Raw genomic sequence first — 21,654 nt, 5'->3', positions numbered from 1 at the left:
CGGTGATTTCAAAGTAAAGTCACGCAGTTTTCTGCCATTTTCAAAGGAGCATCCACATGGCTGCCAAGGACGTTAAATTTTCGCGCGACGCGCGCGAGCGCATCCTGAAGGGCGTCGACATCCTCGCCGACGCCGTCAAGGTCACCCTCGGTCCCAAGGGCCGCAACGTCGTGATCGACAAGAGCTTCGGCGCGCCCCGCATCACCAAGGACGGCGTCAGCGTCGCCAAGGAAATCGAACTCAAGGACAAGTTCGAGAATATGGGCGCGCAGATGCTGCGCGAAGTCGCCAGCAAGGCGAACGACAAGGCCGGCGACGGCACCACCACCGCGACCGTGCTTGCCCAGGCGATCGTGCGCGAAGGCATGAAGTCGGTTGCCGCCGGCATGAACCCGATGGACCTGAAGCGCGGCATCGACCTCGCGGTCACCAAGGTCGTCGAAGACCTCAAGGCCCGTTCGACCCCGGTTTCGGGTTCGTCGGAAATCGCGCAGGTCGGCATCATTTCGGCCAACGGCGACGTCGAAGTCGGTGAAAAGATCGCCGAAGCGATGGAAAAGGTCGGCAAGGAAGGCGTCATCACCGTCGAGGAAGCCAAGGGCCTCGAGTTCGAACTCGACGTCGTCGAAGGCATGCAGTTCGACCGCGGCTATCTGTCGCCTTACTTCATCACCAATCCGGAAAAGATGATCGTCGAACTGACCGATCCCTATATCCTGATCTTCGAAAAGAAGCTGTCGAACCTCCAGTCGATGCTGCCCATCCTCGAAGCCGTGGTGCAGTCGGGCCGTCCGCTGCTCATCATCGCCGAGGACATCGAAGGCGAAGCGCTCGCGACCCTCGTCGTCAACCGCCTGCGCGGCGGTCTGAAGGTTGCTGCGGTCAAGGCGCCGGGCTTCGGCGATCGCCGCAAGGCGATGCTGCAGGACATCGCGATCCTGACCAAGGGCGAAATGATCAGCGAAGACCTGGGCATCAAGCTTGAAAACGTCACGCTCAACATGCTGGGCCAGGCGAAGCGCGTCACGATCGACAAGGACAACACCACCATCGTCGACGGTGCGGGTGACGCCGAAGCGATCAAGGGCCGCGTCGAACAGATCCGCGCGCAGATCGAAACCACGACCAGCGACTATGACCGCGAAAAGCTGCAGGAACGTCTGGCGAAGCTCGCCGGCGGCGTTGCCGTGATCAAGGTCGGCGGCGCAACCGAGGTCGAGGTGAAGGAGCGCAAGGACCGCGTCGACGACGCGCTGCACGCGACCCGCGCCGCGGTCGAGGAAGGTATCGTTCCCGGTGGCGGCACCGCGCTCCTCTACGCGACCAAGGCCCTCGAAGGGCTGAAGGGCGCCAATGACGACCAAACCCGCGGTATCGACATCATCCGCAAGGCGATCGAAACGCCGCTGCGCCAGATCGCGGCCAACGCCGGTCATGACGGCGCGGTCGTCGCGGGCAACCTGCTGCGCGTCGGCGACGTCGAACAGGGCTTTAACGCCGCGACCGACGTTTATGAAAATCTGAAGGCCGCCGGCGTGATCGACCCGACCAAGGTCGTACGCACCGCGCTTCAGGACGCCGCGTCGGTGGCGGGCCTGCTCATCACCACCGAAGCGGCGGTGAGCGAGCTGCCCGAAGACAAGCCGGCGATGCCGATGGGCAGCGGCGGCATGGGCGGCATGGGCGGCATGGACTTCTAAAAGTCCAGGCCGGTCGGCGCTCAGCCAACAGAAACGGGGCCGGGGGAGCAATCCCTCGGCCCTTTTTTGCTTCCTTCTCGCCAATCGTCACCCCGGACGCGATCCGGCGTCCGGGACTGCGCCACGGCGCTGGATGGCGGATCGAGCCCGGCCGGGCGAAAGCGGGGCAGCGGGACATTGCCAGTTCAGCCCCGCCCACCTAGCTAGGGCGGCGATGCCGTTCGTCCTCGCTCTTGCCCTGCTCGCCGACTCCCCGGCTGCGACGCCAGCCCCGCCGCCGCGGGTCGAACGCTGCGGCTACCGCATCGTCCAATCCTTTCCGCACGACCCGTCATCCTTCACCCAGGGCCTCTTCTGGCACGATGGGCATCTTTACGAAGCGACAGGGCAGTACGGGCAATCGCGTGTCGCGCGGCTCGACCTCAAGACCGGCAAGGCGCTCGTCGAAACGCCATTGCCATCCGACCAGTTCGGCGAAGGCATCACCCGCTGGGGCGACCAGATCATTGGTGTGACGTGGAAGAACGGAATTGGCCACCGCTGGCGGATCAGGGATCTGAAACCGCTCGGCACCTTCCGCTATGCCGGCGAGGGGTGGGGAGTGACGATGGTCGGCAAGGATCTGGTGCTCAGCGACGGCACGCCGCAGCTGCGCTTTCTGGACCCGGCGACCATGGTCGAACGGCGCCGCGTCACCGTGCGCTTCGCCGGGCGCCCGGTGGCGATGATCAACGAGCTCGAAACGATCGACGGCCGGATCTGGGCGAATGTCTGGATGACCGACTTCATCGTCCAGATCGACCCCGCGACCGGCGACGTCGCCGCGATCATCGACCTGTCGGGCCTGCACGCCGACGCGGGGGCGCGGGGCACCGACGGCGTGCTCAACGGCATCGCCTGGGATGCAAATGCGAAGCGGCTGTTTGTCACCGGCAAATACTGGCCGAAGCTCTACGAAATAGCGCTGGCGAATTGCCGCTAGCGCGCCCTCTTGTTTGAGCGAATCGATTGGGGATTCAGACAGCGTTGATTTTCCGATTCGACCTGTTGGCTGCGCGGGAGGCCAACAGGGACCAGCCGAGCCAATTCGATTGATCGTCGGCAAGGGCGGTTGCCGCGCGGGCATTGGGCGCGTCGGCGCGCGGGACGGCACCGCAGGTCGGGGGGAGCGTCGCCAGCGCGGATGCGCCGGTCCAGCGGCAGCGCCGGACGGGCGGCGTCGCGCCGGGCAAGCTGGGCGGGCACCACAAGCCGGGGCTTCCGCCCGAGCGTGAGTGGCTGCTGGTCGCCGTGGCGGCCGAACCGGACCTGGGCTCGTGGGGCTTGCTGGGCGAGCAGGTGGATCGCGTCCTTGTCGTTGATGAAATAATCGTCGTTGAACCGGCTGCGGTCGATCGCAAGGAAATCGATCCGGCCATTGCCGTCATAGACCAGGCGCGTAAAATCAATGAAGCTGCCCGCATCATTGTTGAGCACGCTGAAATCGCCCTCGCGGTAGGCGCTGATCAGGGTCAGTGTGCCGGCGCCGCTGTCCCAGTTCGCGCTCAGATGGATGCCGCCAAGATCGGCGTCCTGCCGACCGTCGACATTATTCGGCCCGCGCCGCGGATCGGGGTTCACGAAGGGGATATTGTGCGTCGACGGCGTCTGGATGTCGACCCATTTGCCCCGCGCCCGCCGCCGCGTCAGATCGCCCGTAAGCAGAATGTCGAGGCTGTCGCCGGGCTGATAGCGCAACTGGCCCATCAGGCCGAAGGCCGACAGATCCTCGACGTCATTGCCCGTGAAGCTGTTGAAGGCAAAACCGTCGCGGCGCCGCGCGGCCGCGGCCAGGCTGCCCGACAACCCTTCGCCGATGCCGCCCGCGATCGTCGCTTTCACGTCGAACGAGCCATAGTTGCCGATCCCCGCCTCGACCCCCGCACGAAATGCGTCGGTCGGCTTTCGGGTGATGAAGTTGATCGCGCCGCCAACGACATTCTTGCCATAGAGCGTGCCCTGCGGGCCGCGCACAATCTCGACGCGCTCCAGATCGAACAGTTCGATCGCGGTGCCCGACGCGCGCGGCAAATAGACATCGTTCAGGAAAAAACCGATCGCGGCGCTCGACGCGGCGCTTTCGATGTCGGTTCCGATCCCGCGAAGGAAGATATTGGGTTCGGAGACATTGTCCGGATTGAGTGTGAAGCCCGGTACCCGGGTCGCTATCTCCGCGAACTCGTCGATCCCGGCCCTGGCCAGCGTATCGCCGCTGAAAGCCGCGACCGACAGCGGCGCCGACTGGAGATTCTCCTCGCGCTTGCGCGCCGTGACGACGATTTCGTCGAGGCCACCCGTCGCGGAGGCCGCGCCCTCCTGCGCCCACGCCAGTTCGGGTGCGATCAGCACCGACAGCGCTCCCATCAGCGGAACGATCCGGCGCCTGCGAATATCCTGCCTCATTCCCCACCCCTTTCGTCTTGCCGGACGATGATCCGGGCCCGCGCCTGAAGCAGCGCGGCGACGACAGAAAATGAGGAGCCCAGGCCTGCCTGAATAATAATAATACGCGTCTTATATATATCCTTCCGTATATATAGCCGGCCCGGTCCATGGTCTTCGTCGGCGGGGGGATGAAAACCCTCTTTCCTACCTTGCGCCGTCATGCTCTAGGGTCAGGACCCATTAATTACCCGTTCGAGGTTTGAAGCGATTTTGCTCAGGGCGAGGAGAAAAGGCGCGGGAATATGGATATATTTCAAGACTTTTCGACGCTGCCATGGGCAAAATCGGTCAAATCCCGAAGGGACGCCGAAATGGCTTCAATCTCGGACCTTCGCGGCCTTGCGGGTAGCGATGCTACCCGCTGCACCCGCCAAGGCCCGATATCTTCGCCATTTCGACGCCTCGAACGGGTAATTAATGGGTCCTGACCCTAGCAGCACCGAGTTCGCCGAGGCTTCGCTGGGGGTTCTGACCCTTTGGCCGATCGACATTCGCAAGATGGCGAGCCGAAAATGGAGTTTCTTCGCGACCCGGAGCGCAGCGTGCCGATGGCCCGTGAGCAGCGAAAGCGCGAAAAGCCCCCATTTGCGGGCCACCAGCGACGAATGTCGATTGACCATAAAGCCACAAAGGACACAAACAGGCGCCGCGCAGGCGGCTCTTTTGCGGCTTCAAGCGGAGCCGTACGACTGACGGGAGATAGATGTGCATCCGTTCCGCTGGCTAAGGATCGCAATCCTGACTTTGGCGCTCGCCGCCTGCTCGCCCGGCGCGCCGAAAGATGCCGAGGTTGTCATCCCCAAAGGTGCCAGCATCGCCAGGGCCGGCGAGATTCTCGAGGAGGCCGGCCTCGTTTCGGCGTCGAGTTTTCGTAATCAGGCCCGCTTCTTCGGATCGGACGAGCCGATCAAGCCCGGCGAATATAAAATCGAAAAGGGGATGGATGCGGGCGATATCCTGAAGCTGCTCCAGTCGGGCAAGACGATCCAGCGCCTGGTAACGATTCCGGAGGGCATGCCCTCGATCATGGTCTGGGAACGACTGATGGCAGAGGAGCGGCTGACGGGTGAAATCCCTGTGCCTGCCGAGGGCAGTGTCCTGCCCGACTCCTATGCTTTCACCACCGGCGAAAGCCGGGCGGCCGTGGTCGCGCGGATGCAGGCGGCGATGGACAGGGTCTTCGCCGAACTCTGGGCGAAGCGCAGCCCGCGCACGGCGGTCAGAAACCGCAATGAGGCGATCACGCTCGCCTCGATCGTCGAAAAGGAAACCGCCGTTCCTGCCGAGCGCCGCACCGTCGCGGGCGTCTATACCAACCGCCTCGCCGTGGGGATGCGGCTTCAGGCCGATCCGACGATCATCTATCCGATCACCAGGGGCAAGCCGCTCGGCCGTCGCATCCTGCGCTCCGAAATCCAGGCGGTGAACGACTATAACACCTATGCGATGGCGGGGCTGCCCAGGGGGCCGATCGCCAACCCCGGCAGGGCGTCGATTGCGGCGGTGCTCGACCCCGAAGCGAACGACTATCTCTTCTTCGTCGCGCGTGGCGACGGCAGCCACGTCTTCGCGCGCACGCTCGCCGAGCATAACGCCAATGTGCAGAAATGGTATGCGCTCCGCCGCGAACGGGGAGAGATGTAAGGCGCAACACAGAAAGCAGAGGGAGAATCATGATACGGACCGTCTCGATCACCCTGGCTCTGGTCATCGGACTTGCCGGCTGCGCGGCGAACGGGGAGGATGCGGCCGGTCTGCAAGCCGCCGACCTTCGCTTCGAGGACGGGCCGCGCCTCGGCGCGCCGCGGGCTGCCCATCAACTGATCGCGACCGCGGACGGCAAGCTGCTGGCCATTGGCGGATGTGTGCGCTCGGGGTGCGACGTCGGCCCCGCCAGCGCAACCGTCGACATCATCGATGCGGCAAGCATGGCGCTGATCGGCAGTGGCCGCCTGCTCGCCGCGCATGTCCAGCCATCGGCCGTCGCGCTGCGCGACGGCCGGGTGCTGATCACGGGCGGCTGGATCGACGGGCGCCCGGCCACGGCGATCGAGATATTCAACCCCGCAACGGGCAGGTCGGTCGCGGGACCGGCGCTCGGCGGACCCCGCGCCAATCCCGCCGTCGTGGGGCTTGCCGACGGACGCGTCCTGATCGCCGGTGGTTATGACGGCCAGGATGCGCTCGGCGATGCGCTGATCTTCGATCCCGCCAGTGGAACGCTGTCGGCGACGGGCAGGCTGGTCACGCCGCGCGCCGGGGCCAGCGCCACCCTGCTGTCCGATGGCCGGGTGCTGTTGGTTGGTGGCGGCCGTGCCGAACGGAGCCCCCGGATCGCGCTCGCGAGCGCGGAAATCTTCGATCCGGCCACGGGGCGATTCGAGGCGGCCGGGTCGCTGGCCCAGGGACGCTACAAGCATGGCGCGCTCCGGCTCGACAATGGCGACGTGCTGATCGTCGGCGGCGCCACTGAACGCGATTCCGCCGGGAAACTGCGTTCGGTCGAACGGTTCGACGCGGCCACGGGCCGCTTCGTGGTTGCGGGGCAATTGCTCGCCGGACGCTACAAGCTGGCCGATGCCCTGCTGCTACTGCCGGGCAACCGCGTGCTCGTGGCGGCGGACGACATGGCGCCCGAGATTTTCGATGTCGCGCGCGGCCGGAGCAGCCGGGTCGATTACGATCTGGGCGAGCGCTGGAACTTCATGGCGATGGTCCGTGTCGATTCGCGGCGGGCCCTGCTCGCCGGCGGCTACAGCGAAAAGGGGATCGACCCGACCGATCGAAGCTGGGTCATCCATCTGCCCACGGGGGCGTCGTGACGACCGCCAAGCTCTTTCTGCACGGTGTGCCCGACAGCCCGGCGATCTGGCGCCCTCTGCTCGCCGCGCTCGATCTCGGCGGCACGCCCGTCGCGGTTCCGGCGCTGCCCGGTTTCACCGCACCGCTGCCCGCGGGTTTTGCCGCGACGAAGGAGGTCTATGCCGACTGGGCGGTGAAGCAGGCCGAGGCACTGTTCGCGGCGCATGGCCCGATCGACATCGTCGGGCACGACTGGGGGGCGCTGATCGCGCAGCGCGTCGCGATGCTGCGACCCGACCTCATCCGCAGCTGGGCGATTTCGAACGCGGTGATCGAGTCCGACTATCGCGGCCACCGCATCGCGCGCATCTGGAACACGCCGATCCTCGGCGAACTCTTCATGGCGCTGAGCAGGGCGGACAAGCTCGCCGCGGCGCTTGCGGCGCAGGGGATGCCTGCCGACATCGCGGCGGAAGAGGCCGCGCAGTGGAAGAACAGGGACAAGCGCCGCGCGATCCTCAAACTCTATCGGTCGGCCAAGGGGCTGAGCTTTGCGCAGGACTGGGCGCTCGACATTCCGAAGCTGCCTGCGCGGGGCGCGCTGATCTGGGGCGCCGGCGATCCCTATGTCGAGCTGGCGGTCGCACAGCGTTATGCCGCGGCGACAGGCACGCCGCTTACGGTCATCGACGGCGCCGGCCATTGGGCGATCGCCGAACGGCCGGGGGCGGTCGCCGCCGCGCTGCGCGCCTTTTGGGACGGCACCGCAATTTGATCGAGTGCAGCGATCAATCTGACGCATTTAATCGATTGGATCGCGGCGTCGTGATCGGACAGAAACATCGGCATCGGGAAAGGTCGTTCCCCATGGGCAGTGGCAACAGCGGTACGACGCGGCCTCGCCTTGCCGATCCCGACGACAGCGGCCCGGATATCCCCCCTCCCGTCCGGTTCCCTGGCGCCGCGCCCATCATCGTCACAGCATCGATGGGCGCGGCAGATCAGCGCCGTTTCGACGCGCTCCGCGCGGCCCATTTTCCACCCGAACGCAATCATCTCGCGGCGCATGTCACGCTGTTCCATCAACTACCGCCGTCGTGCCTCGACGAGCTTGCGCGCCTGCTCCGCAGGATCGCCGCCGACACGCCGCCGCCCGCTGCGATGCTGCGCGAGGTCTATTTGCTGGGGCGGGGCGTCGCCTTCCGCATCGACAGCCCGGATCTCCTTGCGATTCGCGAACGCATCGCCGATCATTTTTGGGGGATGCTCACCGCGCAGGACCGGGGGACGCCGCGGCTCCACATCACCGTCCAGAACAAGGCGACGACGGCGGCAGCACGCGCGCTGCTCGCCGCGCTGGCCGCCGACTTCCGCCCGCGCTCGCTGACGATCGCCGGACTCGCGGCGTATCATTATCGCGGAGGCCCCTGGGAATCGGCATTTGCCCTCTCTTTCCGGGGGGCACGCAGATGATATTGACCGGCGCGACGAGCCTGCCTATAGGCGCGGCTCGCCCGAAATGGCGGCCCCATGGGGCGGAGTAGCTCAGCAGGTTAGAGCAGCGGAATCATAATCCGCGTGTCGGGGGTTCGAGTCCCTCCTCCGCTACCATCTCCTTATCCGGAAGCTTCCGACAGCTTCCGCATTTTTCCAAAAATCGAAAGAAAAGCAGAGGGTTGCGGGTGATTCGCGTCCGCATGTGCCCATGGCCTTCCACATGCAGCCAGATTTGGTGTGGGGGTATTTTGGGGGTAGTTTTGCGGTGTATCGGAAAGGAGCGATACCCCCATGCCTCTGACGGAGACTCAAGCCAAGAATGCAAAGCCACGCGAGAGAGCGTACAAGCTTGCCGACAGCGAAGGCTTGTTCCTGCTCGTCCAGCCGAACGGCACGAAGCTTTGGCGGATGAAATACCGATTTGCAGGCAAGGAGAAGTTGCTGTCGTTTGGCGCTTATCCGGCGTTGGGGATCGCCGCCGCCCGGGACAAACGCAAAGCGGCCAAGGCGCTCCTTGCCGAGGGCAAGGATCCAATGAAGGCCAAGAGGGAGGTTATATCGGAGAACGGTGACACCTTCTACATGGTGGCGAAACGTTGGCACGAGAACCGCCAGTCGGCGTTGAATCCGGCACATGCCGAACGTGTCTGGTCACGAATGGAGCGGGACGTGTTCCCCTCCCTAGGACAGAGGCTGATCCATGAGATCACTGCCCCCGAGGTCCTGGAGATGATCCGCAAGATTGAGATACGAGGCGCGCTGGATATCAGTCGGCGTGCCAAGCAAGGGGTAGGGCAGGTCTTTCAGTTCGCGATTGCTTGCGGGCTGGCATCCAGCGATCCCACTGCTCACCTTAGTGGAGCCCTCAAGCCCCGGCCCAGGGTGAAGCACATGAGCCGCCTTCCTCTTGATGAAGTGCCTGCGTTCCTCGAAAAGCTCCGAGCATATCAAGAGGAAGGTGACCGGCGCTCGGCAATCACCCGCGATGCGGTACTATTCGCCTTGCTTACCTGGGTCAGGACAAAAGAGCTTCGACTGGCTGTCAAATCCGAATTTGAAAATCTCGATGGTACGGATACCGTTTGGCGAATTCCGGCTGCGCGCATGAAGATGGGGCGTGAACACCTTGTGCCACTCTCCGCTCAGGCCGCACTCATTGCTAGAAAAATGGTATCGACGGCGACCGGTGATCACCTGTTTCCCGGGACCCACCCAGACAAGCCGTTGTCTGAAAACACGATGATCTATGCGCTTTACCGCCTTGGCTATCATAGTAGGCAGACCATCCACGGCTTTCGAGGGCTCGCCAGCACATGGGCGAACGAGCAGTTGGTTGAGTTTGGCAAGCCAGCGATGTGGATCCGGAAGTACCATGAGGATTGGGTCGAGATGCAGCTCGCTCATTCAGAGAAGAATGATGTGCGGGGGGCTTACAACGCGGCAGAGTATCTCGCACCCCGCCGGCGAATGATGCAGGACTGGGCTGATTTCCTCGATGGGCGCAAGGTGCTCGACATCAGGAAGGGACGAAAGCGGGCTGCGTGACGCCCGTGAGTAGAAGCATTCAATCCGATCAAGTGCCACTCGGTGCAGTTCGTACTAAAACTGCCAGTGCCGCAGGACGTCGCGGACATATCCGGGTGTTTCGCCATTGCGGGGAATGCCACCTGCGCGTTCAACTGCCCTTGGACCGGCATTGTAGGCAGCGACCGCAAGGTGAACCACGCCAAACCTGTCGAGCATCTGCCGGAGATACCGCGCAGCGCCGAAGATGTTAGCCATGGGGTCAAATCGGTTGAAGACCCCGAGTTCCTTTGCCGTTGCGGGCATCAGCTGCCCAAGGCCCGCGGCACCCGCCGGACTGACCGCCAAAGGGTTGTAGCGAGATTCCGTCCAAACGAGCGCATCGAGCAGGCCCGCGGGCAATGAGTACTTCGCTTCTGCCGCATAGATGTGGGGAAGGTAGCTTGCTCGCCTGAAGCCGGATGGGCCAGGTTGGGGATTCCGCTCGTATCTGTAGGGCAGGTTGACCCGACCAGTTCGCGGCACAGTCACAACAGGCGCCGGGCCGTCTTGGGCAGATCGCCAGAGCCCATGCTCGACCAGCTGGAAGCCATTCGATGTTTTAGCAATCCGAATGCCGTCGGAGTGGCTGGCGGTTGCTTCGATTGTTGCTGGCGTTGGCAACTCCTGGGCACTGGCCGGGATAGCAGAGGTGATCGCGATGCCTGCGATCAAGAGAGTTTTGATTGTCATTTCTCGATCCTTGTCTAGTCGAATCGAGTGGGAACATATAAAGAACAACCGACGTAGGAAATTGGTTTGGCGCAAGTGCAGAGCGGAGGCTGCGCGGGGAGGGCACCTCAACCGGAGTAGGTCGATGCCCCCGTTAGACAAAGCTCATCAACTCGAACGCCGAGCCCGCACTATCGTTGAAAGCCTTCAGGGTACATGGAGTCGGGGCAAAGGCATGTGCTGCTGCCCCGCGCACGACGATCGAACTCCGTCGCTGAGTGTGACCTTGGGGCGCAAAGCCATCCTGTTTCACTGCTTCGCGGGATGCCTGAATGAGGACGTCATTGCGGCGCTGGATCGCCAAGGCGTTCGCAGCCGCGACCTTTTCAACGCTTCAGACGCTGAGACCATCGAAAAGCATAGATATCGCGACTTCAGTCCCAATGCGCGGCGCTTGTGGCAATCGGCGACGGCGAGCTCCGACAGCCCTGCCGTACAATACCTTGCGCAGCGCGGTCTTCTGCGCGGATCCGATCAACTCCGCTACCTAGCGCGCACGCCGCTCGGGCCGCGCGGCGCTGTCCAATTTCTCCCCGCGATGCTGGCCGCAGTAACAACCGACATTGGCATAATCGCGGTACACCGAACGTTTCTCGACTTGGCGAGCGGCAAGCTTGCCGCTTTCGAGCGGCCCAAGCGTGCGCTTGGCACCCTTGGCTGTGGCGCCGTCAGACTGGTGCCGCCGGTGCAAGGGCGTCTTGGACTTGCCGAAGGTATCGAGAGCGCCCTGTCAGCCATGCAGCTGTTCGGAGTCCCGTGCTGGGCAACGCTCGGGAATGAGCGCTTCGGTCTCGTTTCCATTCCGGAGAGTGTCCGCGAGCTTTTCCTGTTTATCGACAATGATGCCGGAGGCGCTCTCGCCGAGAAGAGAGCGCTGAAGGCTTACGCTGCACCTAGTCGTGTCATCCACTCACGAGTTCCGGCCTCGCCCGGTTTTGACTGGAACGATGAGCTGAAGTCCCGGCTTGCCCGTAAACCTGACCCGTTGGGCAGAGGGGAGGGGGCCTTCGGCTGATTGAGGCCTGCCCGGCGCAGGACCTCGTCAGGAGGTTCCCATGTCCAATTCTTCCCTCGCTTTTGCATTCGATGAACCATCACCGCCCGCTGTTGCGACGGCGGCCCAGGTCATGGCTTCAGAGCTCGCAGCAGGCCGCGCGCTGTCACGCAGCGACGTGACGCGTATCATGAGCGAGCACTTCGGGGGCAGCGATGCTCTCGGGCGTTGGTCGGTGCGTGACGCCCACGCAGCTCTAGAGCTGGCACAGGTTCAATACCTGCAAGCGTGCGATCAGATCCAGCTCTCGAGCCCGATCGACGAGGCGGAACAGTTCTTCTTCTCCCTCGATGACCGAATTCCGACCCAGACCAATCGCAGCGACGAGCAGATCGAATGGCAACAATTCGCAACGCCGCCGCGCCTTGCTTGGCTCGCTGCCCGGGCTTGCGCGCTGGTCGCCGACGAACTCGTGCTCGAACCCTCGGCCGGTACCGGTATGCTCGCAGTCTGGGCGACCAAAGCCGGCACGCACCTTGCCTTGAACGAAATCTCGCCGCTGCGCCGCGACTGCCTGACTGCTGTGTTCCCGGCTGCCCACGTGACCGGACATGATGCCGAGCTGATCGACGAATTGCTCGATCCGGCCATCGCACCGAGCGTCGTGCTGATGAACCCGCCGTATTCTCATGGGATCGAGCGGGGCCACGATGGCCGCACCGGAGCGAGGCATCTGCGCTCGGCCTGGAACCGGCTTGCCCCCGGCGGGCGGCTGGTCGCGATCATGCCTGAATGGTTCGATTGCGCGCGGTTTCTGGCCCGGGCGAAGGGGCCAGTGTCGATGCGGCTCAATGCCGCGGTCGAACGTGCCTTCATCAAGAACGGCACCGGGATCACCACGCGGCTGCTGGTTCTCGATAAGGTGGAAGGCGTCAACGAGCCCGTCGCAATTCGCACGAACGAGTTCCGCCAGCTGGTCGATCTTGTCGATGCCTTGCCTGCTCGCGCCAGCAGGCAGGCTATCGCTGAACAATCGACTCTTCCGGCTCGTGCGCCGTTCCGTCTGCTAACCGCGCCACGCAGACCACCCCCGGCCCCGTCAACGACCACGCGAGCCGCGTCGATGACCATCGGCGCATTGACCTACGAGGCGCTTGAAAAACCTGCGCCGCTTGGAGCCCAGGTCGGCCACTATCTGCCCTATCGCCCAAGCAGGATCGTGATCAATGGCGCGGCCGGGCATCCAACGCCGCTCGTCGAGTCCGTCGCCATGGGGTCGATTTCGGCACCCAAGCCGGACGCGGTGCCGCAGCTGCCTGACGGGCTTATCGTCAAGGGACTGCTGTCTGCTGCCCAGGCAGAGACCCTGATCTACGCCGCCAGCGCTCACGCCCGCGATTTGCATGGCCGGTTCGAGCCCGAGGACAAGGGCTGTTCGCTCAAGGCCTCGGCAGAAGGTCAGGTCTACCGGCAGGGCTATTTCCTCGGGGACGGAACGGGTGCCGGGAAGGGCCGTCAGGTTGCGAGCGTCATTCTCGACCGCTGGGTGCGCGGGGAACGCCGCCATATCTGGATTTCGAAGAACGAGGCGTTGCTCGAAGATGCCCGGCGCGACTGGGCTGCGCTTGGGGGCCTCCCGATCGACATCCAAGCTCTAGCGTCCTGGAAACTCGGCACCCCCATCGCCATGCGCGACGGGATCCTCTTCGTCACCTATCCGACCCTTCGGTCTGGGCGGAGCGATGCAACACGTCTCGACCAAATCCTCGCCTGGGCCGGTGAGGAGTTCAACGGCGTGATCGTGTTCGACGAAGCGCACGCCATGGCCAATGCTGCCGGCGGTGAAGGATCGCGGGGCAAGGTCAAGGGATCGGAGCAGGGCATTGCCGGTGTGCGCCTGCAGAACCTCCTGCCCCGGGCGAGGGTACTCTACGCTTCGGCAACCGGTGCATCAGACGTCAACAACCTGGCCTATGCGACGCGCCTCGGGCTCTGGGGTCCGGAGACCGCCTTCGCCAATCGCGAGGCCTTCGTTACCGACATTCGCGACGGCGGCATCGCCGCGATGGAACTCGTCGCGCGGGACCTCAAGTCGCTCGGCCTCTACACCGCCCGGGCCCTTTCGTTCGCTGGTGTCGAATACGAGATCCTCGAGCATTGCCTGACCGAGGATCAGATCTCGGTCTACGATGCCTATGCCGAGGCCTGGGCGATCATTCACGCCAACCTGCGCGAAGCGCTCGAGGCCACACGGATCGTTGACAGCGAGACCGGGGGCACGCTCAACTCGGGTGCCAAGTCGGCAGCGCTGTCGATCTTCGAGGGAACGAAGCAGCGCTTCTTCGCGCAGCTGCTTCTGTCTATGAAGCTCCCCAGCTTGCTGCCCGCGATCGATACGGCGATTGCCGATGGTCACGCTGTGGTCGTCCAGCTGGTCTCGACGGCAGAAGCCATGCTCGACCGGCGGCTTGCCGACCTCTCCGACGAGGAGCGCGAAGCGCTGGAGATCGACCTGTCCCCGCGGGAATACATCTAATGTGGAGCTCCACATTACACATATTCTTTGCAGTCGCAGTTTATGTCGAGCGTGGCGGCGAGAGACGCAGGTTTCCTTCGGTTTTCCATGATTTCACTCCAGATAATATGCGGGTTAGAGGGAGTGTTCGAAGACGGGTCAGGCCCGCCTTCGAACGTCGGTGAGCATTGTGATCAAGGCGTCGGAAGGCGGCTTGAAGCGCCCCGGCTTGATCGCAGGGGCACCGTGGGCTGCGAGAATCTGCAGCTTCTCTTCGGGATCGGCGCGCAAGTAGGTCTCGGTGCTCTGGATACTGGCGTGGCCGAGCCATAATGCGACCTTGCGAATGTCCCCCGTCGCCGCGAGCGTGTGCATCGCGCAAGAATGACGAAGCACGTGGGGTGTGACGCGCTTCCCAAGGATCGACGGCTGCTTCGTCGCTGCCGTCTTGACGTGCTCGGCCAATCGGAACGCAAATCCGTCGCGGGTCATCGGCTGCCCGTTGGCATTGAGGAAAATCTCGGTGACCTCAACTTGAGGCCGGATCGCAAGCCATGCGCGCAATGCGATCTGGGTCTCCTTCCACAGCGGCAGGACCCGTTCACGTCGCCCTTTGCCCATGATGTGCATGGTGGACAGGGAGCGGTCCGGGAAATCGCCCAGTTGCAGCGTTACGAGTTCCGACACCCTCAGTCCGCCAGCATAGGTAAGATGCAGCATCGCGCGATCACGGGTGCCGAGGCGTGTCCGGGGATCGGGTGTATCGAGCAAAGCCTTGATCTCGGCCCGGTCGAGGTAATCGATCAGCGCCTTGTCTGTCTTCTTGGTCGGGATTGCTCTGACACGGAGTGCCTGATCGAGGCAGGCTGGAATCCGGTACTCGATGTATCGGAAGAAGGATCGGATCGCGGCGAGCCTGCCATTGCGGGTCCGCACGCAGCTGCCGCGGCCGATCTCCACATGATCGAGGAAGGCCATGATCATGTCTGTGCCGAGATCCTCAACCTCGAGATCGGTCGGTCGGCGCTTCAGCCGATCGGCAGCGAACTGGACGAGGAGGACGAAGCAGTTGGCATAGGTCTTCACCGTGTGCGGGCTGACGGCGCGTTCGCGCGGCAGATGTTCCCGCAGATATGCCGAGAGATGGAGAGCAAGCGCCGTCATGCCGCTTCTCCTTGAAAAAGTTGCTCGCTTGCAGCCGCAATGTCGCGCAGCAGCACTGGCGTGGCTTCGAGATACCAGTACGTGTTGGCGATCGACGCGTGCCCCAGGTAGACACTGAGACCGGCCATGTGGTGGGCAATGGCCTCCCTGTCACGCGGGCAGGACTCAAGCGAGCGAACAGCGAACGTATGTCGCAGATCGTGGAGTCGCATGCCTGCCGTACCGGTTGCTCCACGATATCCGAGAAGCCGGGCCAACCTGACGAACACGACGTGGGCGCGCACCTTGTGCGGCGCCCGCCCCCGGATAGTGACGAACAGGTCATTACACTTGGCCGGGTGCTTCGCGCGGATCGCAATGTAGGCTTCGAGTGCTTGGCGCGTCGATGGCTGCAAGGCGATCAGTCGCTGCTTGCCGAACTTGCCGTTGCGGACGACCAGCCCATCCTCGACCAGATCGTTGCACTGTAGCGCGAGAGCCTCGGAAATCCGGAGACCTGTCGCCGCGAGCAGGCCGAACAGGTAATGGTACGTGTATGGGCTAATCGTGCCATGGGGCGGAACGTTCAATGCCGCCGCCATGATCGCCCGCACCTGGTCCGCTTCGATTATGGTCGGAGTGGGACGTGGCCGCTTCCCCCGGCCGAAAACGCCGACAGGCGGGACTTCGTTGTCTGGGTCCTCGGCATGAGCGAAAAGGCTGAAGTTACGAGCAGCGTCGTACCTATGGCGAGCCACGTTTTGCGAGCTTGCCGTGTGGCACCAGTCGTAGATGCGCTGCACTCGGGTGTGCCGGTCACCGAAGCGTTCAGCGAAAGCGGCGTATTGGCGCAGCAGTCGTTCCTGTTCCGAGAACTTCCGCCCCAAGCTGCGATACAGCGAGACGTATCTGGCAATCTGCGTGCTCAGCATGACGGTTCTCCCGGCCATGGCTGCGCGATTTTCATGAGCATCGGCAGGTCGACCTTGGCGTAGATGGCGGTGGTCTCGGGCGAGCTGTGGCGCAGGATCGTTCCAACGGACTCCAGCCCTGCGCCCGCGCGCAGCAAGTTGGTGGCAAGCGAATGCCGGAAAATGTGCGATCCGGTCGGCACGCCTTCGATCCCGCCGCGCTCATGCGTGCGTGCAACGATGCCGGCGATCTCCGCCGATGAGCGGAACGAACGGAACGGGGCTTGCGCGCGCACGAACAGATGCGGATCGGCGGTCTTGGGACGCGCCGTGGCAATGTAGTCCAGGATCGCGTCACCGACGTCCTGAGGCAATGGCAGGCGATCAGGCCGACGCGTCTTGCCCTTGACCGTCAGGTGGCCCGAGCGCCAGTCGATATCGTCGAGGTGCATATCCCGAATATCACCGGCACGCAGGCCAAGCCGGGCGAGCAGGAGAATGATGGCCTTGTCCCGAACTTCCACCGGGCGATCAGTCGGACATGCGCCGATGATCTGCTCGATCGTTGCCGGGTTAACGTGCCGGGGCAGCGTCGAAAGACGGTAGCGTTGCACTGATGGGATCGCGTGCAACAAAGCTGGACGGCAAATACCCTGCACGACCAGGAACCGAATATAGCTCCGTATTATCGTGACGAGCAGTGATGCCGAACCCGGCGTCTCCTTGCTTCGTTGTTGAAACGCCCGTCTGAGGACGGCTGCATCCCATTGTGAAGGCTCGCCGAGCATAGGCGCGAGCCGCCTGATATCGGCCCGGTAGCGCCGGATCGTCTCATCGGTCGCGCCGCGGTGTTGCTTGAGCCATGCCAGATATGCCGCCATGTGCGGGTCGTCATCCGACACCAGTTCGACTGAAGGGATGACACCGCGGTCGCGCAAGAACTCGACGAAGTGCCGAGCGCCTCGCCGCCGCCGCTTCGCGCCCGAGGCAACAAGCTTGCCTCGCTTGCGCCAGACCGGACATCGACAATCATGCGCGCCGTACTGGTCGATGATCGTGTCATCGATATCGGCCCATTGTCGTCGCGCAATGCGAAGCCAGGCCGCGAAATGCTCGGCCTCGGATCGATAGGACTGGGCCGGTCCTTGCGCGAGTTGCAAGCGATCGATCCCATCGAAATAGTCGGCGAGGTGCCGTGGCAGATCGTCGATCCCGTCGTCGACACCGACGTAGCCTTGATCCTCCAGGAAGCGGACGAAGCGCCTGACTCGCGCTGCAATGTCCGCCTTATAGACTGGCTGCTGCGCCGAATACCGGTGGCAACGGCACCGATGCTTCTCGAACCGCCGAACGGTCCGATCGTCGATCGTGCGGATCGCGATCCCATGCAGTTCCATCCAATGCAGGAAATGACGGGCCGCAGCGCCAAACAGAATCGCACTGCCTGACCTCTCGTCGAGCGACAGAGAGGAGAGGAATGCGGTGAGTAGAGCGTCGTGACTGGGCGGGTCTTCGACCCGGAGCCGGGCCGCTCGAAACGACAATAATGATCTTGATCGCATGTTGGTTCCTTCGACTTGTTCAGGTCGAGGGAACCGTAATTATCTGGAGTGAAATCATGGAAAACCGAAGGAAACCTGCGTCTCTCGCCGCCACGCTCGACATAAACTGCGACTGCAAAGAATATGTGATCGACTATCTCGCCAAGAGCTTTCCTGTTCGTCTGATGGCGGTGTTCACCGACGAAAACGGCAATCCGCGCTCCGAGCCGATGACTGACGAGGATGGCGCACCTGTGCTGTGCCGCTCCGCGCTGGCCGCGCGCGACCGGATGATCGAACAGCTCTGCGCCCTGCCGCCGATTGCTACTGCGCTCGATGCCATCATCGAACGGTTCGGCGTTGACCAGGTGGCGGAAGTCACCGGTCGCACACGTCGGCTCATCGTCGGCCGCGACGGTCGCCAGAAACTCCAATCCCGCTCGCCGCGCGCCAATGTGGCCGAAACCCAGGCCTTTATGGACGGCGCGAAGCGCATCCTGGTGTTCTCCGATGCCGGGGGAACGGGGCGCAGCTACCATGCTGATCTTGCCGCCAGGAACCAGGCCCGCCGGGTCCACTTTCTGCTCGAGCCGGGCTGGCGAGCTGACGCCGCGATCCAGGGGCTTGGCCGGACCAATCGCACCAATCAGGCATCAGCCCCGCTGTTCCGGCCCGTGACCACCGATGTGCGCGGCGAGCGGCGGTTCATTTCGACGATCGCCCGCCGCCTCGACAGCTTGGGCGCTCTGACGCGCGGGCAGCGCCAGACCGGTGGCCAGAACCTCTTCGATCCGGCCGACAATCTCGAAAGCATCTACGCCAAGGAGGCGCTCCACCGCTGGTTCGGCCTCTTGTTCACAGGCAAGCTCGAAGCCGTCAGCCTCGGGCGCTTTCAGGAGCTGACAGGTCTCCGGATCGAAGCGCCTGATGGTTCGATGGTCGATGACCTGCCGTCGATCCAGCGGTGGCTCAACCGCATTCTTGCGCTTCCCATCGCCCTGCAGAACGCGATCTTTGACGAGTTCATGGGGCTGGTCGAAGCGCGCATCGATGCCGCCCGGCAGGCTGGCACCCTCGATCTCGGCTTGGAGACCATCGCGGTTGAGGACTTCACGGTCCTGTCGGACACGCTGCTGCGCACAGATCCAGCATCGGGCGCGACGACCCATCTCCTCGAACTGGAAATCGCCAGGGCCCTGAAGCCGCTCACGCTGACGCGGCTCGAGGAGATTCACGGCATCACCGGGCAGCGGCAACGCCCGGTTCGGAACGCCCGCTCAGGTCGAGTCGCCTTACTGGTGCCCGCCCGAAGTATCCTTGCCGATGACGGTACGCGCGTGGCCCGCTTCGAATTGCTTCGCCCGATGAAGCACAGCCACATCACCGAGGATCAGCTCGCTGAGAGCAGCTGGGAGGGGATCTCCGTCGACGTTTTCCGCGAGGCCTGGGTCGCCGAGGTGGAAGAGGCCAGGACCAGCCACAAGCGCGAGCGCCTCTATCTCGCGACGGGCCTACTGCTTCCGGTCTGGGACAAGCTCCCTTCGGATTTCGTCAGGGTTAGTCGCATCTCGGCGGCGGATGGCCGTTCGCTCCTTGGCCGCGAGGTTCCCGCCCATTGTGTGCCCGAACTGTGCCGAGCGCTGGGTCTGGAACGCGAGCAAACGCTTTCCGCCGACGACATTGTCCAGACCGTCCTGGCAACGGGGAGGGCCATGGAGTTCACGGGCCGCGAGCTGCTCATGGTCAAGCGCAGCCTGGTCAATGGGTCACAGCGACTTGAGCTTACGGGATGGAGTGCTGCTCGGCTCGACTGGTACAAGGCCCAAGGCTGCTTTACCGAGATCATCCGCTATCAGACCCGGCTCTTCGTACCGATCGAGGGCGCGGCGAGTGTGATTGCCAGACTGGCATGATCGGCAGGGGTTCCTTGCCAAATGGCATTATTTGCCATATATGATGCCATATGGAGAACTGCCATGCTGGCTCTGCAACCCGTTGATACTGCCGTTACCGCCTTCCGTCCCGATCCGATTACCCAGGATGAGGCAGCTGCCATGTTCCGGGCAGTCCTCAATCTGTTCGGCAAATGGGAACTGACCGACGAGCAGGCGGCAACCCTGCTCGACATGCCGGTTCGATCCTATCGGCGCTGGAAGGCAGAAGGCCCGGGGCGCATCTCGCGTGATGCGCGCGCGCGTCTTTCCAACCTCATGGGGATCCACAAGGCGCTTCGCATCATCTTCTCGGAGGCGACCCGCGGGTACACTTGGATCAAGGCAGCGAATGAAGCGTTTGGCGGAGCCAGTGCGCTCGAAGTGATGCTGGGAGGCGAGCTTACCGACATCATGCGGGTGCGTCGCTACCTCGACGCCGAGCGCGGTGGCTGGTGAGCGAAACAGCAGAAATCCCCGTTTCTAGAGTTGAGTGGAAGGGCGCTGTCAGGATCATCCGCAGCGCCTTTCCGCCGATCGACCTGTTCGAGGACATCGCCGATCCCGCGGACTGGCCGCTGCTGATTTCGGCCGAGCAAAAGACCAATCCTCGCATCATGGCGACTATTGGTAACCTCGACCTCGTTCCGGTTGACCGCCGCGTCGGCGGCAATGGTGCCTCCTACCTCATGGCACCATTTACCCACGTTAGCACCGATCGACCGAGCCGCTTTACCGATGGCAGCTACGGCGTGCTCTATGTTGGGGACCGTTTTGAAACCGCACTGTTCGAGACGATTTACCATCACGCCCGCTTCATGGCCCGAACCCGGGAAGAGCCGGGATGGACCTCGCAGTTCCGCGAAATCATCATGTCGGTCGATGTAGACTTACATGATCTCCGAACTCTGGTGGGGAAGCCGGATTCGGCGCTCGATCCTGACAGCTACGCTGCATCTCAAGCGCTCGCGCGGCACCTCAGGGGCGCGGGATCGAACGGGATTGCCTACCCGAGCATCAGGCACCCCGGCGGGGAATGCGTCGCGCTCTTCTACCCGGACTGCGCATCAAATCCGCTCCAGGGGCGGCACCTCGACTATCACTGGGATGGCGCGCGGGTTGATCTGGTCCGTGATGCGGGATCGGGCGCTGTCTTCCGGATTGTCGATTTGCCGCCCGATCCCGCCTGACCGAACGAGCTGGGTTTCCAGACAAGTGCTGTAGGATCTCCGAGCGCAGTGGACGGCCAGCAGGCTCATGCCTGCGAACCAGCCTTCACGAGTTCATGAAGGGCTTTGTCCGGCGAGACCGGCCCCTTGTACAGCGGGCTACATGGTGTCTCCGCTAACTTGGCGGAAATCGCCAAGAGGTCGTCATCATCACCCTTCTCATAGGCATAGGCAGCCAGCCAGAATTCGGCCTGCTTAACGAACTCATTGAGGATGCCCACGACGCTCCGGTTCGCGGTCTTTGCATATTGGACCTTGTCCATCTGCCAGACTTCCTCAGCGATGAATTCGCTCGGGACGCCGTGGTCCTTCAGAACCAGGGCCAATTGTGTGGGGAATCTTCGAGCAAGCGTGGCCGCCGGGGCCAGCGGCATAAGCACGGGAAGCAGCGTGCGCTCAGAAACCAGCAAAGCCACCTGCGGTTTCCAGAACATGACCGTGGCATACCAATTGCCGAGTGCAGTGTCGCTTTGCCTCGGGGCAACGATTTCCGGTTTAATTGTGGACCGGCGTGCAAAAGGGACCCCGTTAGCGGGGTGATCGGCGTCTAAAAGGGACCCCTCATTCTGATGGTGTAGCAGGCTGCCTGGTTTTCCAGGTGGTGAGATCGGG

General features: G+C 63.3%; 17 protein-coding genes, 1 tRNA gene and 2 pseudogenes. 14 read left to right on the top strand and 6 right to left on the bottom strand.

Annotated features, from left to right (window positions below; translation table 11 throughout):
• Positions 1–56 precede the first annotated feature (56 nt).
• The 3 genes and pseudogenes from groL to SALA_RS17275 all read left to right on the top strand — a co-directional run.
• Positions 57–1,700 carry a chaperonin GroEL gene (gene groL / locus SALA_RS02270; RefSeq protein WP_011540764.1) on the top strand — a complete coding sequence of 548 codons (1,644 nt, stop codon included), beginning with the start codon at positions 57–59 and terminating at the stop codon, positions 1,698–1,700.
• 214 nt (positions 1,701–1,914) lie between these two features.
• Entirely contained in the window at positions 1,915–2,682 is a 768-nt protein-coding gene (locus SALA_RS02265; RefSeq protein ID WP_011540763.1) for a glutaminyl-peptide cyclotransferase, read from the top strand.
• Between the two features lie 69 nt (positions 2,683–2,751).
• Positions 2,752–3,047: pseudogene (locus SALA_RS17275) on the top strand (IS630 family transposase); the annotation flags it as partial.
• Positions 3,048–3,674: 627 nt separating this feature from the next.
• On the opposite strand, the pseudogene SALA_RS17270 reads toward SALA_RS17275, so the two are convergent.
• Positions 3,675–4,103 (bottom strand): annotated as a pseudogene (locus SALA_RS17270) (TonB-dependent receptor plug domain-containing protein); the annotation flags it as partial.
• A gap of 810 nt (positions 4,104–4,913) precedes the next feature.
• Here SALA_RS17270 and mltG point away from each other — a divergent pair.
• The 6 genes from mltG to SALA_RS02225 all read left to right on the top strand — a co-directional run bounded on the left by mltG (position 4,914) and on the right by SALA_RS02225 (position 10,028).
• Positions 4,914–5,828, top strand: coding sequence for an endolytic transglycosylase MltG (gene mltG / locus SALA_RS02250; RefSeq protein WP_237700975.1), 915 nt, complete (start codon positions 4,914–4,916; stop codon positions 5,826–5,828).
• A gap of 29 nt (positions 5,829–5,857) precedes the next feature.
• Positions 5,858–7,006, top strand: coding sequence for a Kelch repeat-containing protein (locus SALA_RS02245; RefSeq protein WP_011540759.1), 1,149 nt, complete (start codon positions 5,858–5,860; stop codon positions 7,004–7,006).
• Positions 7,003–7,761: an alpha/beta fold hydrolase gene (locus SALA_RS02240; RefSeq protein WP_011540758.1), complete on the top strand. Its 759-nt coding sequence runs from the start codon at positions 7,003–7,005 to the stop codon at positions 7,759–7,761. Before SALA_RS02245 ends, SALA_RS02240 begins: the two co-directional genes overlap by 4 nt.
• A gap of 212 nt (positions 7,762–7,973) precedes the next feature.
• On the top strand, positions 7,974–8,459 hold the full coding sequence (locus tag SALA_RS02235) for a 2'-5' RNA ligase family protein (RefSeq protein ID WP_041383574.1): 486 nt from the start codon (positions 7,974–7,976) through the stop codon (positions 8,457–8,459).
• Positions 8,460–8,520: 61 nt separating this feature from the next.
• Positions 8,521–8,597 (top strand) — tRNA-Met (locus SALA_RS02230).
• A 177-nt stretch (positions 8,598–8,774) separates the two neighbouring features.
• Positions 8,775–10,028 carry a tyrosine-type recombinase/integrase gene (locus tag SALA_RS02225; RefSeq protein ID WP_011540756.1) on the top strand — a complete coding sequence of 418 codons (1,254 nt, stop codon included), beginning with the start codon at positions 8,775–8,777 and terminating at the stop codon, positions 10,026–10,028.
• 54 nt (positions 10,029–10,082) lie between these two features.
• Here the strand turns inward: SALA_RS02225 and SALA_RS02220 are convergent, their stop codons facing one another.
• Positions 10,083–10,739 (bottom strand): lytic transglycosylase domain-containing protein, encoded by a 657-nt coding sequence (locus SALA_RS02220; RefSeq protein WP_011540755.1) that lies wholly within the window; start codon positions 10,737–10,739, stop codon positions 10,083–10,085.
• Positions 10,740–10,863: 124 nt separating this feature from the next.
• Here SALA_RS02220 and SALA_RS02215 point away from each other — a divergent pair, with 124 nt between their 5' ends.
• Positions 10,864–11,793: a DUF7146 domain-containing protein gene (locus SALA_RS02215; protein WP_011540754.1), complete on the top strand. Its 930-nt coding sequence runs from the start codon at positions 10,864–10,866 to the stop codon at positions 11,791–11,793.
• Positions 11,794–11,833: 40 nt separating this feature from the next.
• A complete protein-coding gene (locus SALA_RS02210; protein WP_011540753.1) occupies positions 11,834–14,308 on the top strand; it encodes a strawberry notch-like NTP hydrolase domain-containing protein in 2,475 nt (824 codons plus the stop codon).
• Between the two features lie 138 nt (positions 14,309–14,446).
• Here the strand turns inward: SALA_RS02210 and SALA_RS02205 are convergent, their stop codons facing one another.
• From SALA_RS02205 to SALA_RS02195, 3 genes are read right to left on the bottom strand one after another with little or no spacing between them, the layout of a single operon-like run.
• The gene (locus tag SALA_RS02205; protein ID WP_011540752.1) at positions 14,447–15,451 is read right to left on the bottom strand and encodes a tyrosine-type recombinase/integrase; all 1,005 of its coding nucleotides are present in this window, start codon (positions 15,449–15,451) and stop codon (positions 14,447–14,449) included.
• Entirely contained in the window at positions 15,448–16,362 is a 915-nt protein-coding gene (locus tag SALA_RS02200; RefSeq protein WP_011540751.1) for a tyrosine-type recombinase/integrase, read from the bottom strand. Before SALA_RS02200 ends, SALA_RS02205 begins: the two co-directional genes overlap by 4 nt.
• Entirely contained in the window at positions 16,356–17,903 is a 1,548-nt protein-coding gene (locus SALA_RS02195; protein WP_011540750.1) for a tyrosine-type recombinase/integrase, read from the bottom strand. The genes SALA_RS02200 and SALA_RS02195 overlap by 7 nt, the downstream gene beginning before the upstream one ends.
• Between SALA_RS02195 and SALA_RS02190 the strand changes: the two genes are divergently transcribed.
• From SALA_RS02190 to SALA_RS02180, 3 genes are all read left to right on the top strand, one after another.
• On the top strand, positions 17,888–19,795 hold the full coding sequence (locus SALA_RS02190) for a strawberry notch C-terminal domain-containing protein (RefSeq protein ID WP_407635767.1): 1,908 nt from the start codon (positions 17,888–17,890) through the stop codon (positions 19,793–19,795). The two genes, SALA_RS02195 and SALA_RS02190, sit on opposite strands and share 16 nt — an antisense overlap.
• Positions 19,796–19,858: 63 nt before the next feature.
• Entirely contained in the window at positions 19,859–20,272 is a 414-nt protein-coding gene (locus SALA_RS02185) for an MbcA/ParS/Xre antitoxin family protein (protein ID WP_011540748.1), read from the top strand.
• Positions 20,269–21,003, top strand: a complete 735-nt coding sequence (locus tag SALA_RS02180; protein WP_011540747.1) for an RES family NAD+ phosphorylase — start codon at positions 20,269–20,271, stop codon at positions 21,001–21,003. Before SALA_RS02185 ends, SALA_RS02180 begins: the two co-directional genes overlap by 4 nt.
• A 65-nt stretch (positions 21,004–21,068) precedes the next feature.
• Here SALA_RS02180 and SALA_RS02175 read toward each other — a convergent pair whose 3' ends face one another.
• Positions 21,069–21,530, bottom strand: coding sequence for a DUF6933 domain-containing protein (locus SALA_RS02175; protein WP_407635775.1), 462 nt, complete (start codon positions 21,528–21,530; stop codon positions 21,069–21,071).
• Between the last annotated feature and the right edge of the window lie 124 nt (positions 21,531–21,654).

Source organism: Sphingopyxis alaskensis RB2256, from assembly GCF_000013985.1.
Classification (GTDB): domain Bacteria; phylum Pseudomonadota; class Alphaproteobacteria; order Sphingomonadales; family Sphingomonadaceae; genus Sphingopyxis; species Sphingopyxis alaskensis.
The sequence above is the reverse complement of the archived record's forward strand: the minus strand, read 5'-3'. Positions and strand labels throughout refer to the sequence as shown.